The following is a 17,230-nucleotide window of genomic DNA, read 5'->3' on the forward strand; positions in this document are numbered from 1 at the left end:
TACAGTATAATGGATAAAGATGCCGTTTTACGGCTTTTAAGCAAAAGGAGGAAACGGGATTGGGCATTATTTTAGTCGAAATATGTGAAGGCAGCCTGATCAACACAATTGATGTGGAAGCAGAACTTGAATCCCGGTATCCTGAAGTTGCGGTGATTTCAAATGAATGCTTAATGGCGTGCGGGTTATGCACCTACAGTCCGTTTGCGATGGTGAACGGAAAAAGGATTTTTGCCAAAACGCCTGAGGCTTGCCTTGAAAAAATAAAAGCAGCAATTGAAACGGAATTAAAGAATCTGTCGTAAATGGTTCTCGTTTCAAATTGTTTTTTATATTATAATGTGGAGTGGAGCATTCGGGAGAGGGGGATAACAGGATGGATATTTGGACTGCATTCAAATACAGCTGTTTATTGCCGGGAAAAAGAGCTGCTTTTCGTTTGAACAGGCTTCCGATGGACAGGACTGTTTTGTATGTGGTTCTGCTTGTTCTTATGGTTTCCTGTCTGCATATCCCTGCACTTTTAACCGGCGGATCCCTTGATGCCCTGAATGCCATCCAATTTGTTTTTTATTTTCTGTTCGCTTATGTGCTCGTTGTCCTGTGTGGCGTATTGGCCGGCATTTCCCTGCTCGCTTGTGCCGGATACGGGCTCAGGAAGCTGTGGAAGAGAAAACTGGCGTACCAGCATTTATGGAAAATGTCATGCTTTGTCATGACGGTCCCGTTTATTTTACATACAATCATTCATGAATGGTTTACGAAAAACGGTTTTGTTTCGGGTGTGGTGCTGATCGGGTATCCGCTTTTTTGTTTGGCGGCGATGATCCTCCACTATCCGGAAATAAAGAGGCATCAAAGAAAAGAAGGAGAAGAGCATGGCTGAAAAGACAATTTTACAAGACTTGCGTTCGCTCATTTATCCGCGTGAAATTCTGGAAGATGAACCGTTAAGCAAATATACTTTTACAAAAACAGGGGGAAAAGCGGATATTTTGATTTTTCCTGAGACATATGAAGAAGTGCAAAAGACGGTCCGTTTTGCCTCTCTGAACGGCGTGCCGTACACGATCCTCGGCAACGGCTCCAATCTGATCATCAAAGACGGCGGCATCAGGGGAATTGTGCTGATTCTGACCAAATTAGCGAAAATATCGCACACAGGCAATGACATTACAGCCCAGTGTGGTGCAGCCATTATCGATGTATCGCGCTATGCTTTAAAGCAAAAGCTGACAGGGCTTGAGTTCGCCTGCGGGATACCGGGATCTGTCGGCGGTGCGCTGTATATGAATGCGGGGGCGTATGGCGGGGAAGTCAAAGATGTTCTGAAAAGCGCGCTTGTCCTGACCAAAACAGGCGAGATGAAAAGACTTGAAAAAAGCGATTTGTCCTTCCAGTACAGGAAAAGTTCCATTGCGGAAAATGGGGAGATTGCGCTTGAAGGGACGTTCAGCCTGGAGCCGGGCGACGCACAGGAGATCAAAGCCAAAATGGATGAATTGACTGATCTCAGGGAATCGAAACAGCCGCTTGAATACCCATCGTGCGGCAGCGTGTTTAAAAGGCCGCCCGGCTATTTTGCAGGGAAACTGATCCAGGACAGCGGGCTCCAGGGGAAACGCATCGGGGGCGTCGAGGTTTCGACCAAACATGCCGGGTTTATGGTGAATGTCGGCGGCGGAACGGCAACGGATTATATGAATTTGATCAAATTTGTCCAAAAAACGGTGAAAGAAAAATTCGGGGTGGATCTTGAGACAGAAGTAAAAATTATCGGGGAAGATTAAAAAACATCCCGGTTCTTTTATACGCAAAGGAACCGGGATGTTTTTCATCCTTTCCGGTGGATATCGGTTAACCGGTTTCCACGGTATTTGATGTACACTTGATCGCCAATCTTAAAATTTAAATACGTATCGCAGTCGATCGCAAGCGTTTTGCCGTTATTGAATGCGATCGCGCAATACGGTTTTGTCGTTGTTGGTGCCACTTTTATTTTTCGCTTTGTTTTCACACCGGTTGCAACCGGCATTTCTTTCCGGTTGGGCGTGTAAAATTTATCGATAATCTTTACGCGCTGATAGCTTACCGGGCGCTGAAAAAAGATCAATCCTGCAAGCACGGCCAGACAGATGATGAATAAAGCCAGTTTCCATTTCAGTTTTTCCATTGTCATCCCTCTACTCCCAGAACGTCTCTATGAATATCTTTATGGGGCTCTTCATTAAAATATGTATATACCACAATCAAATGCTTTTTTAACCGAATCTTTTTTGAAACTTTTTAAGGCCAGTTTCGTATATGGATTAGACTCGTTTAGCAGAAAGTAGGGATGTTATGAGTGAAATGGCGCTCTCGGTCAAAGGGATTACAAAACAAATCCGCTCGCGCAAAATTGTGGACCAGGTCAGTTTTGAAGTGAAAAAAGGTGAGGTTTTCGGCCTTCTCGGTCCAAACGGCGCCGGTAAAACAACGATTATCCGGATGATTGTTTCATTGATGAAACGCACAAGCGGGGAAATCTTTATTAACGGCAAAAGCCTTGATAAAGATTTCAAAGGGGCTTTGAATGAAATCGGCGCGATCGTTGAAAATCCGGAATTTTATCCGTACATGACCGGCTATCAAAATCTCGTCCACTATAAGAGAATGTCAAGGAAACCCGTTTCCGAAGAGAGATTATGGGAAGTCGCAAAGCTTGTCAAACTGGAAGATGCCCTTAAACAAAAAGTCAAAACGTATTCGTTGGGAATGCGGCAGCGGCTCGGGGTTGCCCAGGCGATTTTGCACCAGCCTTCGTTATTGATCCTTGATGAGCCGACAAACGGCCTTGACCCGCAAGGCATCCGCGAATTCAGGGGCTATTTGCGGGAGCTGGCAGGAAGCGGGGTATCTGTCCTCGTTTCCTCGCACCTGCTTTCAGAAATGGAACTGATGTGCGACCGTTATGCCATTATTGAAAAAGGAAAACTGATCCATATTGAAACGATGGCAGAAACGACAACGGTAAAACAGGATGACCGCCGCGATATCTTGTTTGCAACGGATGACAGCGAAAGCGCGAAGCAGACGGTGGAGAAACAGCTCCATTTTCCGGTTTCCATTGTCGATGATACGCGTATTTTGGTTTCGGCAGCTTACAAAGACGCAGCCGTTATCAACGCAACATTGGTAGGAAGCGGCTGCAACGTCTATGAAATTCATTTTGAAAAGAAAACGCTGGAAGACCGTTTCCTTGAACTCACGAATCATACAACAGGGGAGGAAAATCAATGATCGCTTTAATCCGAAATGAATGGATGAAAATATTTGCCCGGAAAAGCGCATGGGTCTATATGCTCCTGATTGTCGCGTTCGTGCTAATTGCTGCACTGTTTTACAATAAGGTGTACGGCAAAGACGATCCAAACTGGCGTACGAAAATCGAGAAAGAAATCAAAGCGGATGAGGCGCTAATGAAAAAGGATCCTGAACAATACGCGGACCTTGCGCCAACCATCCAAAAAAACCAAGATTATTTGAAATACAATATCAATCCGGATGCCCATTCAAACTGGCATTTCATGAACAATGTGGTCATTCCGCTCGGTTCATTTGTCACCTTGTTCAGTGTGATCGTTGGGAGCGCCAACGTTTCATCGGAATTTGCATCCGGGACGATTAAGCAACTGATGATCCGCCCGCATGCGAGATGGAAAATTTTGCTGTCCAAATACATTGCTGTCACAGCCTATGCGGTATTGCTGCTTGCCGTTCTGCTTATAGCCGGCTATTTGATTGGCCTTCTTTTTCAGGGATCCGGCAGTTTCCATATGAAAATGATAGAAAATACTGTGGGTGACAGCCAATATAAAATTAAAGAAATCGGACCGCAATTTTTCCTGAAATTTGCCCTTTATTTGCCGAGCCTTGTCATGGTAAGCGCGATTGCGTTCATGCTTTCGACCTTGTTCAAGAGTCAGGCTCTGGCTGTTGGAATCGGCATTTTTGCCCTGTTTATCACAAACACACTGGGTGGGATTATTCTATTTCTGATGAACCGGTACCATTGGCTGAAATTCCTGATTTTCCCGCATTTGGACTTGTCTGTTTATGCGTACCAGGATAAACTTACAGACGGTGTCACCTTGCCGTTTTCATTAATCACGCTTGCTGTTTATTATGTCGTTTTTATGACCTTGACCTTTTGGTATTTTCAAAAACGCGACATTGCGTTTTGATACAACGGGTAAATTCAGGTACAATGGCTGTAAAAGGCCGGGTGAAGGAGGGATCTGCCAGAGCAGGTCTCTCTTTGCTTTTTTAAAGCGGCGGACGCATCAGGCTGTACGGGCGGCGCATAGCGTGTGCACCCGCCGAATAGGATGATAATGGGGGCTTGCCCGGACCGCTGGAGGATGATATGGGAAAAAATAACCGGAAAAAAATCAATGCGGCCGTTTTGTTCATTTTCATTGTGTATGCTGCTTATTTAGCGGAACTTTTGTTCTTTATCCCGTACCGCCATGCGCCCAATTCTGCCAGCCAAAATATCATTCCGTTTAAAACGATCCGAATGTATATCCTTTATTACCGTTACTTTCAATTTGAAGTCTGGTTTTCCAATCTGTTTGGGAATATTTTCATGTTTATGCCGTTCGGGTTTTTCCTGCCCTTTCTTTTCAGGCGGCTGAGAAAGGTCTGGATAATGGGATTGCTGTCGTTTTTGGCATCGGCTTTGGTGGAAACCATTCAAGGATATTTCCATGTCGGAGGTTTTGATGTGGATGATATTTTGCTGAATACAACGGGTGGATTGTGCGGTTACGGTATCTTTTTACTGGTCCGCAAGCTTGTGAAAAAAATCAAAATTGAGATTTGGCGTTAAATATGCATAAGAAAAGCCCTGCGGTGAAAATCTAACGAGGACCAATCAATGGCCGGCCTGTAAAAGGGGGGAAGTATGCATTGGATGAAGAAAAACTGGTCCGATTTTTAAACCAGGAACTTTCAAATTTTACAGTGCTTTATATCAAACTGCACCGTTACCACTGGTATATTCAGGGAAAAAACTTTTTCACGCTCCATGCTTATTTTGAAGATTTGTACCGGTCATTTTCAAAACAAATGGATGTGCTTGCCGAAAGAATTTTGGCAATCGGGGGACGGCCGCTTGCGACCATGTCGAAATTCCTTGACCAGAAGACGCTTGTTGAAGCGAGCGCGGATAATGAAGAGGGCGAACTGCTGCAGCAATTAAGGGAGGATTTGGCGCAGTTGGCAAAGGAAATCCGGGAAACGGGGATTCCGCTGGCGGAAGAAAACAAGGACAATGCCACCGTCAATCTGCTCACCCGTTTTCTGACCCGGTTTGACAAAGATATTTGGATGCTGGATGCGATGGCGGACAAACGGTAAATGCCGCTGCTTTTTTCCTAAGCCGTGAAAAAGCAGCGGCAAATAAAAAAACAGCCTTTCCATTTGATGGAAGGGCTGTTTCACTTTATATAAATGTATCAATCAAAAGGAACAGATTCAGGCATACGACGAATCCTGCCACGATCCACGAGATGATGCTCGTTATCCGGTGGTTCACCAGTTCACCCATGATCTGTCTGTTGCTCGTGAACAGAATCAGCGGGACAAGGGCAAAGATGATCCCGAATGAGAGAATGACCTGGCTTATTACAAGCGCGCTTGTCGGGTTGGTGCCCATCATGATAATGAGAAGCGGCGGGATCATTGTGATCGCACGGCGCAAATAAAGATTGATCCGTTTGTTGATAAACCCTTGCATGACGACATCACCGGATAATGTGCCGACAGAGGAGCTGGAAAGCCCTGCAATCAAAAGGCCAAGGCCGAAAGAGATCGCCGCTGCCGGTCCGATATGGGTGTAGAACTCACGAAACGCGACATCCAGATCTTCCACGACAAGGCCGTTTTTATAAAATACACTGGACGCAATCACAAGCATGCTCATATTGATGGCCCCGGCGATCACCATTGCGATGATGATGTCGATCAATTCAAATTTGAAAATTTTTCTTTTTTCCAGCTCGTTTTTTCCGACGATTCTGTTTTGCGTCAATGAAGAGTGCAAATAGATGGCATGGGGCATGACGGTGGCGCCGAGAATGCCGGCAGCCAGGACAATGCTTTGGATGCCATCGAATTTTGGCGTGACAATCCCACCGAATACTTTTACCCATTCCGGTTTTGCCAGAAATGTTTGCAAAGCAAAAGCGAGCACGACAATCATCACAAGGGCGGCAATCACTGCCTCAAACGATCGGTAGCCGCGGCGCTGCAATTCGAGGATAGCAAACGATCCGACTGCTGTAATCAATGCGGCCGGCAAAAGCGGAAGGCCGAAAATTAAATACAGGCCTAAAGCTGCGCCGATAAATTCTGCCAAATCTGTTGCAATAATGACTAACTCACTTTGAATCCATAAAAAGATCGACACCGGTTTTGGAAAATGGTCATGTGCCACTTCCGGCAAATTTTTCCCGGTTGCAATGCCGAGCTTTGCGGAAAGGGACTGGATTAAAACGGCCATTAAGTTTGAAAAGGCAATGACCCAAAGCAGCATATAGCCGTATTTCGATCCTGCCGTAATATTGGTGGCAAAATTACCGGGATCGATATAAGCAACGCCTGCAATGAAGGCCGGGCCTAGGAAAGGCAAAATCCGTTTTAACCCTTTCACATCCCCCCGTAGTACAGCTTGTGCGCTCGTTGTATTATGGGACGTGCGGCCTGGCATTTTTTGGCTCATCGTTTTTTCACTCATAGATGTTTCCCCTTTCTTTAATTTTAACCCTGAAACAAAAAAGTTTCCTTAGGGAAAACTTTATCTAGTACTATTGTATTCAATGTTTGCGAAAAAGTAAACCTTTTGCATGCATTTTCCCCTGTATTTTTTATGGAAAACATGCTTTTTGTTCATTATGCCCGATTCCTGTGCTGTTATGGCTTCTGCTCCGGGAGAAAAAAGGAGGGGAGAAAAATGCATCCTTTTCTTGAAAACTGTGGTATATATTAGGTATAGGGAAAACTGTTTTCACAACATGGAAACGAGGTTTAAAAGGGGGGAATCGATTGAACGAGGCATTCATTATCGAAAAATTAAAAAGGCGGGAACCGTCCGTTTTTGGGATGGACCGTTTGTCCCAGTTTGCGGTCCTGTTGCCGCTCGTTCAAAAAGGCGATGGCCTTCATGTTTTATTTGAAGTCCGGTCCCGGCAGTTAAGAAAACAGCCGGGGGAAATTTGTTTTCCGGGCGGCAGAATTGAAACGACGGACAAAAACCCAATGGAAGCCGCGATTCGGGAAACAACCGAGGAACTGTGCATGGATGCGTCTGTCATCCGCAACGTATTCCCGCTTGACTATGTCGTTTCATCATATGGAAGGCGCGCGATCTTTCCGTTTGCGGGTTTTTTGCCGGATATGCCTTTTCATCCGAATCCGGGCGAGGTGGAAGAAGTCTTTACAGTCCCGCTTTCGCATTTTGCCAAAACAGCGCCGGAATGTTACCGGATTGAATTTAAGGTAGAGCCTGACCAGGATTTTCCTTTCCATTTAATTCAGGGTGGTAAATCATATAAATGGAACAGCCAGCAAATGGACGAGTATTTTTATTACTACGGGGATTATGTTATTTGGGGATTAACCGCCGGCATTTTGAAAAACTTTATGGATATTTTGGGTGCGGACAAAGCTTGAATGATGCCCGTGGCGGCTGTCCTGCCCTTTCGGAAACCGGAAATGCCGCCGGAATCCGGCAGCCGGGTGCCTTCATACCGGGTGTTTTCAGCATGGTCTGGTGTGCAGGACATAAAAAAACTGTTCAATTACGTGAAATTATTATAAAATGTTGTTTATAATACAAAGCTTCCGTTCCGGAAACGGAGGGGACTTTTACAATTGAGGGAAAATGAGCGATGATACAGCATGGCCTAATCAGAAATGCCACAGAAGAAGATCTGCAGGAGATTCTGGACATTTATAATGCCTGCATCGGAAACGGGATTATAACGGCTGACACAGTCCCGGTCACCGTAGAAGAAAAGTTGCCATGGTTTAAAGCCCATCACCCGGACAGCCGGCCGCTTTGGGTGTTGGAAGCAGACGGGGAGATTGCTGCCTGGATCAGTTTAAGCGATTTTTACGGAAGGCCCGCTTACCAGCCTACTGCTGAGGTCAGTATTTATGTCAGCGAAAAATGGAGAGGAAAAGGAGCCGGGAAGCACCTGCTCGGGAAAATGTTGGAAGCCTGCCCGAAGCTAGGGGTGGAAACACTGCTCGGCTTTATTTTCAGCGAAAACAAGGCCAGTTTAAAGTTGTTTGCATCCTTCGGGTTTGAAACTTGGGGGCATTTGAAAGAAGTGGCTGTGCTTGACGGACGCATGCACGATTTAATCATCACTGGTAAAAAAATTCAAGGATTTTGAAAGGCTTAAGGAGCTATAAAGTTATGAAAATAGAATTATGGTCGGATTTTTCATCGGCAGATTCTTATCTTGCCTTTGTAAGACTTGGCGAGGCACTGGAACAATTTGGCCACAGGGAAAGCATTCAACTGGAATTTCGCAGTTTCGTGAAAAACCCCGAAAAAGAAGTACATATTGAAGAGAGCCATAAATTGCTGCACTTTGCAAAACAACACGGGAAACAGACGTTCATTGCGAAGGCACTGTTTGAAACGTATGCCCGGCAGCCTTCACCAGGTACAGGAGATTTATTACATGCTGCCCAAATGGCCGGACTGAATAAAAGAGCGGCTGAAAAAGCCATTGTAACGGATGTTTACTTGGAGCATATCAAAAAAGACCAGGCAGAAGCAGATCTATTGAGCGCGGATTTTGCCCCCTTTATGGTCATCAACCGGAAATATGCGATTTCGGGAGCCCGCCCGGTTGATTTTATTGTTCAGTCCATGCATGAAGCATGGCGAGAAGAAACCTATGTGGCGGCCATATAAACATGAAAAAAGCGCCCGGTCCGGGGCGCTTTTTTCCAATCTTTCTTGCGGCGGCTAAGGCTTGCACTCCACATTGTGCATTCCAAAAAGGTTGCCTTGCCGGCTTATGCAATTCAGCTCATCGCTATACCAATATAGCATGATTTTAAACGAAAAACAAGCGTTTTGGCGGATTTCCGTTTATTACCACAACCAAAAAAGGCCGGGAATCATCCCGGCCTTTTTAGTATCCTCACCAGCGATGCGCTTTTGCATTGCTCCTCAAGATGATGGTGTTTTGTGTAACTTCCGTCTCGCCATTGACCTGGGAATTTGTATGTTTCCGCCGCGTCCAGTTGTAATGGAACAACTCGGAATGCGGATCCAACTGGTCTTTGTAGCTCATACGATCACCTCTTGGAAGGATTTGGATACCGCTGATATTCATACCGAATATCAATTCTAGCTTGTGCAGAAAGGGCAAAATTACACATCCTGTGTGTTTTGGGCAAAATCCGGCTGAAAGGCAGAGCAAAAAAATCAAAAGACACAATGTGCTAAAAACTCATACATTGTCACATTTTCCCCATCCATATCAAGGTTAAGATGTACGTATGGCACATTGTACTAATAACAGAAAATGATCAAAGCCGCAATTATGCCAAATTGGAAACCATGCCGCGCCTAAATAATCAAATTACACTGTGTGCTGATAACACAATAAAAACAAAAACCAAAACAAGCATTTAAGGGAAAGGAACGGAAAAAACTCCGGGATGCCGGAATTCAAGCGGGCAGAAACGGGCAAAAAAATCGGGCTTGATTAGGCTTTCTATATAATCATCCAACAAATGCAGACATAATATATAAAAAACAACCGTCCAGGAAAAGAAATGGCTGGCAATGGCAGCAACGCCGTTTGTCAAATCACGGCTTTTCCCGGCTTGAATGCATTTGAAAAAAGCAAAGATCTTATTGAAAGCGCTTTAAAACAGGGGAGTTATGTTGGAATGGTTATAAAAGGATCAGCCTCTTGCCAACACTAATGGTATGGATCAACTTTTTGGAGGTGAAGATTGATGAACATCGAAAAAGCTGTTGAGGTCATTGACCGGATGCGCCTGCCAAACGGTGCCTATACCGCCAGTTTGTCTTCCGACTACCATTATGTTTGGATCAGAGATGTCGTATATACCGTTCTGCCTTTTTTAGCCACGCCGTCCCCGTATTATGAAAAAGCATACCAGGCATTGCTTGATCTGTTTATCCGCTATGAGTGGAAAATTGACATTCATACAAAGAAAAGGCCACGGTATTTATATGAATATATCCACGCCCGCTATTCCACTGACCTCGAGGAACTCCCGCAAGAATGGGGCCATGCCCAAAACGATGCTATCGGGGCTTTCCTTTGGGGCGTAGGGGAAGGCGTCCACCACGGCCAAAAAATCATCCGCAGCCAGAAAGATTTGGAGATTATCCAAAAACTGGTTGACTATCTCGAGTGTCTGGAATATTGGCAGGCCGAAGATAACGGGATGTGGGAAGAGAATATGGAAGTGCATGCTTCAAGTGTCGGGGCATGCGTTGCCGGCTTAAAAGCAGTCAGGATGCTCTTGCATGTGGAGGATGGGCTGATTGAAAAAGGGGAAGAAACACTTTATAAACTGCTGCCGCGGGAGAGCGCAGGCAAACCGACCGACCTTGCTTTACTGTCTCTCATTTACCCTTACCGGATTGTCAACCGAGATATGGCGCTTCAAATACTGGAAGATGTCACCACAACGCTTGAACGGAAATACGGTGTGATCCGCTATGTCAATGACCAATACTATAATGAAGGCGCCGAAGCCGAATGGTGCTTTGGTTTTCCATGGCTTGGTTTATGTTTCTATGAACTGGGTATGTATGATAAGGCAAATGAATATGTGGAAAAAACCAAAAGCATCATTACGGAAAATTGGGAAATCCCGGAACTTTATATCGGCGGCAAGTACGTGCCGAATGGAAATAAACCGCTTGCCTGGTCTGTTTCTTTGGCGTACCAGTTCTTCAAAACAATGGACGTCCGTTAAACAATTGAACAGCCGATTTTAAGCTGTTTTAAGTCGCGACCCGCATATTCATTGCATGTCAAACCAATGCGGCGCATTTAAAACAGCTTTTTTCTATTCTGAAAATATACGCCGGCTGATTTTCTTTTTCCACTGATGCAGCGTTCACTGCAGCATGGGCGTCTATTGAAAAACGGAATGACGAATTTGCAAATAAAATCATATTGTTTCCATTTCGACAAAATTAGACGGCTTTTTTTGCAGGATTCGTAAAATTCATAACGAATAGTAAAAGTATGCTGAAATAGCGGAGGTGTGACATTGGAAAACTCAGTTAAGTATTCGCAACAAGTCCTGCCCACTGATTTCGAGCTTTACTTATTCCACGAAGGCACCCTTTACGAAAGCTATACTTTGTTCGGGGCACATGTCATGGAGTATGAAGGAAAAAAGGGCGTGCGGTTTGCTGTTTGGGCGCCGAATGCGCAAGCCGTTGCCGTAGCCGGCGATTTTAACGGCTGGGACGGTAGCAAACACCAAATGAAACGACTCAAAGATTCGAGCATCTGGGTGTTGTTTATTCCGGATCTCGCGCCGGGTGAGCTGTATAAATATGAAATTACAGGGCCTTCCGGCAACACTTTTTTTAAAGCGGATCCATATGCGTTCTATTCGGAAGTGCGTCCGAAAACGGCATCTGTCATTTATGATCCCGGCACATATCAGTGGCAGGATAGAAAATGGATGAGCCACAAAGCAAAATCCGATCCGTACCACGAGCCGATGCTGATTTATGAAATGCATTTCGGTTCATGGAAGAAAAAAGCCAATGGCGATTTTTACACCTACCGTGAAATGGCAGACGAACTGGTCCCATACGTTGCCGGGCATGGCTATACGCATATCGAGCTCATGCCGATGATGGAGCATCCGTTTGACCGGTCATGGGGCTACCAGATTACCGGATTCTATGCACCGACAAGCCGGTACGGGAAGCCGGAAGATTTCATGTATTTTATCGACAAATGCCATGAGAACGGCCTCGGGGTGATTTTAGACTGGGTTCCCGTCCATTTCTGCAAAGACGCCCACGGACTCGGGCGCTTTGATGGAACACCGCTGTTCGAGCCTGCAGACCCTGACATGGCGGAACGGCCGATTTGGGGTACATATAATTTTGACTTTCAGAAACCTGAAATTTTCAGTTTTCTTATTTCCAACGCCATTTTTTGGATGGACGTTTATCATATTGATGGCTTCCGGGTGGATGCAGTTTCTTCTCTTATTTATTTAAACCATGACAGGGGAGACGAAAAGAAATTGACAAACCAATATGGCGGTGATGTCAATTTGGAAGCTGTCGAGTTTATCAAAAAATTAAATGAAGCCGTTTTTAAAATGTTTCCGCATGCCTTAATGATTGCAGAAGAAGCAACATCGTGGCCGCTCGTAACAGCGCCGGTTTACGCGGGCGGGCTCGGTTTTAATTATAAATGGAATATGGGCTGGGTGCATGATGTGCTCACCTATATGCAGACACCGGAGGAAAAAAGGCCTGATGCCCATGATCTCCTCACCTTTTCCATGTACTATGCTTTTTCGGAAAACTATGTACTGCCTTTTTCGCATGATGAACTGGTTTACGGGAAGAAATCGCTGCTCAATAAAATGCCCGGGGATTTCCCGCGAAAATTTGCAAATTTACGCCTTCTTTATGCTTATTTTATGACACATCCGGGTAAAAAATTATTATTCATGGGAAGCGAATTCGGACAGTTTGACGAATGGAAAGATCTGACGCAGCTGGATTGGATGCTGCTGGATTTTGAAACGCACCGTACCTTCTTTCAGTTTACAAAAGCCTTGAACGCATTTTATCAAAACACAAGAAGCTTGTGGCGCTTGGACCATGACCCTGAAGGTTTTGAATGGATTGATCCGAATAATCGCAGGCAGAGCATCATAATTTTTATGAGAAGAGGGAAGCGGAAAGGGGATTATTGCATCGTCCTCTGTAATTTTTCAAAAATCAAATATGACAAATTCCGAATCGGCGTGCCTTCATTTGGGAAATATATCGAAATTTTCAATACGGATGATGAACGGTTCGGCGGCAGTGGTTTGTTGAACAAAGAAGCAATCCAAGTGGATAAGGAGCCTTTTCATAACCAGCCATACAGTATGGAAATCAGCATTCCCCCACTCAGTGCATTGATCTTTAAAAAGCAATCAAAAAAACGGCAAAGGGGTGGCAAAAAATAATGGCAGAAAAGAAATGGATGGCAATGCTCTTAGCAGGCGGACAGGGAACAAGGCTCGGGGATTTGACGTCCCAGCTGGCAAAACCGGCAGTGCCTTTTGGCGGCAAGTACAGAATTATTGATTTTTCACTAAGCAACTGCATGCACTCGGGCATTGATACGGTCGGTGTGCTGACGCAATATGAACCCCATCTTTTAAACTCGTATGTCGGAAACGGGAAAGCATGGGACCTTGACAAAAATTTCGGCGGAACAGCCGTGCTGCCGCCGTATGTAGGGAAAGACGGCGGCGAATGGTATAAGGGGACAGCCAATGCGGTTTACCAAAATATCCAGTATATTGACCACTACAACCCGGAATATGTTGTCATTCTTTCAGGCGATCATATTTATAAAATGGATTATCGGAAACTGTTAAAATCGCATATGGAAGCAGGGGCGCAGGCGAGTATTGCCGTAATTGAAGTCCCGTGGCAGGAATCAGGGCGCTTCGGCATTATGGTAACAAACGCAGAAGGAAGAATTGTTGAATTTGAAGAAAAACCGAAATTCCCAAAGAGTAATCTCGCGTCTATGGGCGTGTATTTATTTAATTGGAAGCTTTTGCGCGAATATTTAATACAGGACGAGAAAAACAGCGCTTCCTCGCACGACTTCGGGAAAGATATTATTCCGAAAATGCTGAAAGATAAAAAGAAAATGTATGCTTATAAATTTGAAGGTTACTGGAAAGATGTCGGCACGGTCCAAAGCTTCTGGGAAGCACATATGGACTTGCTGGAAGAAAAACCGGCATTTGATCTGGATGATCCGGACTGGCGCATTTTCACCGGAGATGCGAACCATCCTCCGCAATATATTGCGCCCCAATCCAATATTAAAAACGCACTCATCAACGAAGGCAGCTGGATTTACGGGAATGTTTTCCATTCTGTCATCTCGGATCATGTCTATATTGGCAAAAACAGTACAATCCAGGATTCCGTCATCATGCCGAATGTCACGATCGGCAGCAATGTGACCATCGAACGCGCCATTATTGCAAGCGGCACCGTCATTGAAAACGGCAAAAAAATCACGCCTTCAAAACCAAATGATATTCAGTTGTACAGCTGTCCGCAAAACGGCGAAGAAGCGGAAATAAAAGAAGTTTTATAAAGAGGGACGGGTGAAACATGACGAACGTACTAGGAGTTATCAATTTGATCAATGAAAAGCCGATTTTAAAGGAGCTGACAAAACACCGCTGCCTTGCTTCCGTTCCGTTCGGCGCCAGATACCGCTTCATTGATTTTGCACTTTCCAATCTCATTCATGCTGAAATTACCCAGGTTGCCGTTTTTACGAAAGACAACGGCAGATCGATCATAGACCATATTGGTTCCGGAAAGGAATGGGATTTGGACCGGTACGACGGCGGGCTGTTTATCCTGCCGCCGGTTGCCGATGATGCAAAATTGAAGGGGGATATCCAGGGCTTTTATGATCATCGCGAATTCTTTGAACGGGCCTCGGCAGACCTTGTCATCATCTCGCCGGGAAGCAACGTCAGCAAACTCGATATTTGTGAGCTGGTCGCATCCCATGAGAAAAGCCAGGCGGATATCACCGTTGTATACAGAAAATATGACGGGGAGCCGATCCAAAAACCGAACTATCATCAAGTAGTGGTAGATAAAGAGGACAACGTACGGGACATCGAACTGTTTACCGCTCCGCAAAAGGGTGATCTTGTCTGCCTGGAAACCTATGTGCTGTCAAAACCGTTGCTGATGGATCTCATCCAAACCTGTTATGAAAACGGAGAATATGACTTTTTGCGGGATGCGATCAAAGCGAATGTCCATAAATTTAAAATTAAGGGGTATCACCACCGCGGCAATATGATCTTTATCCACTCCATGGACAGTTACCACGCGGCAAACATGGCCATGCTCGACCCGGATACGATCCGCGCTTTCTTTTACAGCGACTGGGAAATTCTGACCAAGATCAAACATGAGCCGCCGACAAAATACGGACAAACAGCGGACGTAAAAAATTCATTTATTGCGAACGGCTGTTTAATTGAAGGGACGGTGGAAAACAGTATTATTTTCCGCGGCGTAAAAATCAAAAAAGGAGCAGTCGTGAAAAACAGTATCATCATGCAAAAATCAGAAGTGGAAGAAGATGCGGTATTGGAAAATGTCATCGCAGACAAGCAGGTAGCCGTTACCCAGCATAAGGTGGTTGTCGGGACCCCGTCGCATCCGACAGTATTATCCAAAAAAGAGATCATTTGATGGAGGAGACAAGATGAACGTATTATTTACTGCTTCAGAATGCGCACCATTTATTAAAACAGGGGGGTTGGGCGATGTGATCCAGGCATTGCCCAAAGCTTTGAAAAAAGCGGGGATCCATCCGGTAGTCATCCTGCCGAAATATGAAGATTTACAGCCTGAAGTGAAAGCGCGCCTCTCCTTTATGACCAGCCTGACCGTGCCGGTTGGATGGCGGAAGCAGTATTGCGGGATTGAAACATTGGAAGAAGGGGGGATCCGTTATTATTTTTTGGACAACGAGTATTATTTTAAACGGCATGGGAGTTACGGCTATTTCGATGATGGCGAACGGTTCGCCTTTTTTTCGCGTGCAGTGCTTGAAGCCCTTCCTTATTTGAATGAAAAACCGGATGTCATTCATTGCCATGACTGGCAAACCGGGCCGATTCCCGTACTGTTAAAAGCGCATTTTTCCAGCCATCCTTTCTACCAGGGCATCAAAACGATGTTTACGATTCATAATTTGCGCTACCAGGGGGTATTTCCAAAAAGTGTCCTGTCAGATCTGCTCGATTTAAGCGAATTATATTTCCATGTGGATGGTCTTGAATTTTACGGGAATGTCAGCTACTTAAAGGCAGGGATTGCTTATGCAGACGCCATTACAACCGTCAGCCCGACATACGCCCGGGAAATCCAGACGCCGTATTACGGGGAAAATCTTGACGGCTTTTTGCGGATGAAAAGCAACCGCTTGGAAGGCATTATCAACGGGATTGATACGGATGCTTACAATCCCAAAACAGACGATGCACTGTTCTTTACATATGAGGACTACCCGGGAAAATTAAAGAATAAAAAAGCCTTGCAGGAAGCCTTCCATTTGCAAGTGGATTCCGGCATTCCCGTTATATCAATGGTGACAAGGCTGGTAGAACAAAAAGGCATCGATCTGGTGCTGCATGTGATCCATGAGATGTTAAGTTTAAATGTCCAGTTTGTACTTCTTGGCACAGGCGAGCATCAGTACGAGGAAGCATTCCGGCATCTTGAAAGCCAGTATCCAGGTCAGGTATCCGTACATATTTATTTTGATGAAGCCCTTTCCCATAAAATTTATGCGGGCAGTGACTTGTTTTTAATGCCATCCAAATTTGAACCGTGCGGCATCGGGCAACTGATCGCCATGCGGTACGGCACATTGCCGCTTGTGCGTGAAACCGGCGGGCTGAAAGATACCGTAAAGCCGTACAATGAATTCACGGGCGAAGGCAACGGGTTTTCGTTCACAAACTATAACGCGCACGATATGCTGTACACGATTGAAAGGGCCGTTTGGTTTTTCCGCTACCAGCCGAAAACATGGCAGTCGTTATCTGAACGGGTGATGGGGCTTGATTTCAGCTGGGTACATTCTGCAAATGCATATATCCGGCTGTATGAAGAGTTATGCCCGTAAAGAACGGGGAGCTCTTAAACAAAATGGAAAAAGGCGCCTGCTTCGTACTGGCGCCTTTTACTGATGCCCATGTTTGTTTCTCCGGCTGATGGCCTTTAAAATCGATAACTTATCTTGAAGCGTTAACATATTCCAGCTTCCGACTTTGATTTTCACTTTTCCCACCCCCCCACACAAGGATTGGCGAACATCGATTGTACTTGTATAATACCGCTTTTTTCTTCAATACAAACACCAAA

The 17,230-nt window shown here is 45.2% G+C and carries 18 protein-coding genes; 15 read left to right on the forward strand and 3 right to left on the reverse strand.

Translation table 11 applies throughout. The annotated features are described in order from the left end of the window. Positions 1 to 59: 59 nt before the first annotated feature. The 3 genes from BCOA_RS32970 to murB all read left to right on the forward strand — a co-directional run bounded on the left by BCOA_RS32970 (position 60) and on the right by murB (position 1,790). Entirely contained in the window at positions 60 to 305 is a 246-nt protein-coding gene (locus tag BCOA_RS32970; protein ID WP_014098260.1) for a YuzB family protein, read from the forward strand. Between the two features lie 71 nt (positions 306 to 376). Further along, a complete protein-coding gene (locus BCOA_RS32975; protein WP_014098261.1) occupies positions 377 to 886 on the forward strand; it encodes a DUF1189 family protein in 510 nt (169 codons plus the stop codon). Continuing rightward, positions 879 to 1,790, forward strand: a complete 912-nt coding sequence (murB, locus tag BCOA_RS32980; RefSeq protein ID WP_014098262.1) for a UDP-N-acetylmuramate dehydrogenase — start codon at positions 879 to 881, stop codon at positions 1,788 to 1,790. Before BCOA_RS32975 ends, murB begins: the two co-directional genes overlap by 8 nt. Before the next feature lie 44 nt (positions 1,791 to 1,834). On the opposite strand, the gene BCOA_RS32985 is transcribed toward murB, so the two are convergent. Next, complete coding sequence (locus tag BCOA_RS32985) at positions 1,835 to 2,173, reverse strand: hypothetical protein (protein WP_014098263.1); 339 nt, start codon at positions 2,171 to 2,173, stop codon at positions 1,835 to 1,837. Between the two features lie 167 nt (positions 2,174 to 2,340). Between BCOA_RS32985 and BCOA_RS32990 the strand changes: the two genes are divergently transcribed. From BCOA_RS32990 to BCOA_RS33005, 4 genes are all read left to right on the forward strand, one after another. Continuing rightward, the gene (locus BCOA_RS32990) at positions 2,341 to 3,279 is read left to right on the forward strand and encodes an ABC transporter ATP-binding protein (protein ID WP_014098264.1); all 939 of its coding nucleotides are present in this window, start codon (positions 2,341 to 2,343) and stop codon (positions 3,277 to 3,279) included. Continuing rightward, the gene (locus tag BCOA_RS32995) at positions 3,276 to 4,223 is read left to right on the forward strand and encodes an ABC transporter permease (RefSeq protein ID WP_014098265.1); all 948 of its coding nucleotides are present in this window, start codon (positions 3,276 to 3,278) and stop codon (positions 4,221 to 4,223) included. Before BCOA_RS32990 ends, BCOA_RS32995 begins: the two co-directional genes overlap by 4 nt. Before the next feature lie 182 nt (positions 4,224 to 4,405). After that, positions 4,406 to 4,870, forward strand: coding sequence for a VanZ family protein (locus tag BCOA_RS33000; RefSeq protein ID WP_014098266.1), 465 nt, complete (start codon positions 4,406 to 4,408; stop codon positions 4,868 to 4,870). 80 nt (positions 4,871 to 4,950) lie between these two features. Further along, positions 4,951 to 5,400: a Dps family protein gene (locus BCOA_RS33005; protein WP_014098267.1), complete on the forward strand. Its 450-nt coding sequence runs from the start codon at positions 4,951 to 4,953 to the stop codon at positions 5,398 to 5,400. Positions 5,401 to 5,485: 85 nt separating this feature from the next. On the opposite strand, the gene BCOA_RS33010 is transcribed toward BCOA_RS33005, so the two are convergent. Further along, a complete protein-coding gene (locus tag BCOA_RS33010; protein WP_014098268.1) occupies positions 5,486 to 6,778 on the reverse strand; it encodes an Nramp family divalent metal transporter in 1,293 nt (430 codons plus the stop codon). Between the two features lie 308 nt (positions 6,779 to 7,086). Between BCOA_RS33010 and BCOA_RS33015 the strand changes: the two genes are divergently transcribed. From BCOA_RS33015 to BCOA_RS33025, 3 genes are all read left to right on the forward strand, one after another. Further along, a complete protein-coding gene (locus tag BCOA_RS33015; RefSeq protein ID WP_014098269.1) occupies positions 7,087 to 7,713 on the forward strand; it encodes an NUDIX hydrolase in 627 nt (208 codons plus the stop codon). Between the two features lie 218 nt (positions 7,714 to 7,931). Then, positions 7,932 to 8,441, forward strand: coding sequence for a GNAT family N-acetyltransferase (locus BCOA_RS33020; protein WP_014098271.1), 510 nt, complete (start codon positions 7,932 to 7,934; stop codon positions 8,439 to 8,441). Between the two features lie 23 nt (positions 8,442 to 8,464). Then, positions 8,465 to 8,971, forward strand: coding sequence for a DsbA family oxidoreductase (locus tag BCOA_RS33025; RefSeq protein WP_014098272.1), 507 nt, complete (start codon positions 8,465 to 8,467; stop codon positions 8,969 to 8,971). A 232-nt stretch (positions 8,972 to 9,203) separates the two neighbouring features. Here the strand turns inward: BCOA_RS33025 and BCOA_RS34895 are convergent, their stop codons facing one another. Then, entirely contained in the window at positions 9,204 to 9,356 is a 153-nt protein-coding gene (locus tag BCOA_RS34895; protein ID WP_014098273.1) for a YpzG family protein, read from the reverse strand. A 673-nt stretch (positions 9,357 to 10,029) separates the two neighbouring features. Here BCOA_RS34895 and BCOA_RS33035 point away from each other — a divergent pair. The 5 genes from BCOA_RS33035 to glgA all read left to right on the forward strand — a co-directional run bounded on the left by BCOA_RS33035 (position 10,030) and on the right by glgA (position 16,991). Further along, positions 10,030 to 11,025 (forward strand): glycoside hydrolase family 15 protein, encoded by a 996-nt coding sequence (locus BCOA_RS33035; RefSeq protein WP_014098275.1) that lies wholly within the window; start codon positions 10,030 to 10,032, stop codon positions 11,023 to 11,025. Between the two features lie 300 nt (positions 11,026 to 11,325). Next, positions 11,326 to 13,266 (forward strand): 1,4-alpha-glucan branching protein GlgB, encoded by a 1,941-nt coding sequence (glgB, locus tag BCOA_RS33040; RefSeq protein WP_014098276.1) that lies wholly within the window; start codon positions 11,326 to 11,328, stop codon positions 13,264 to 13,266. Continuing rightward, positions 13,266 to 14,423, forward strand: a complete 1,158-nt coding sequence (locus tag BCOA_RS33045; protein WP_014098277.1) for a glucose-1-phosphate adenylyltransferase — start codon at positions 13,266 to 13,268, stop codon at positions 14,421 to 14,423. Before glgB ends, BCOA_RS33045 begins: the two co-directional genes overlap by 1 nt. 17 nt (positions 14,424 to 14,440) lie before the next feature. Beyond that, positions 14,441 to 15,550, forward strand: a complete 1,110-nt coding sequence (gene glgD, locus BCOA_RS33050) for a glucose-1-phosphate adenylyltransferase subunit GlgD (RefSeq protein ID WP_014098278.1) — start codon at positions 14,441 to 14,443, stop codon at positions 15,548 to 15,550. A gap of 13 nt (positions 15,551 to 15,563) precedes the next feature. Beyond that, positions 15,564 to 16,991 (forward strand): glycogen synthase GlgA, encoded by a 1,428-nt coding sequence (gene glgA / locus BCOA_RS33055; protein ID WP_014098279.1) that lies wholly within the window; start codon positions 15,564 to 15,566, stop codon positions 16,989 to 16,991. The last annotated feature ends 239 nt before the right edge of the window (positions 16,992 to 17,230 follow it).

The organism is Heyndrickxia coagulans 36D1 (assembly GCF_000169195.2).
Taxonomy (GTDB): domain Bacteria; phylum Bacillota; class Bacilli; order Bacillales; family Bacillaceae_C; genus Weizmannia; species Weizmannia faecalis.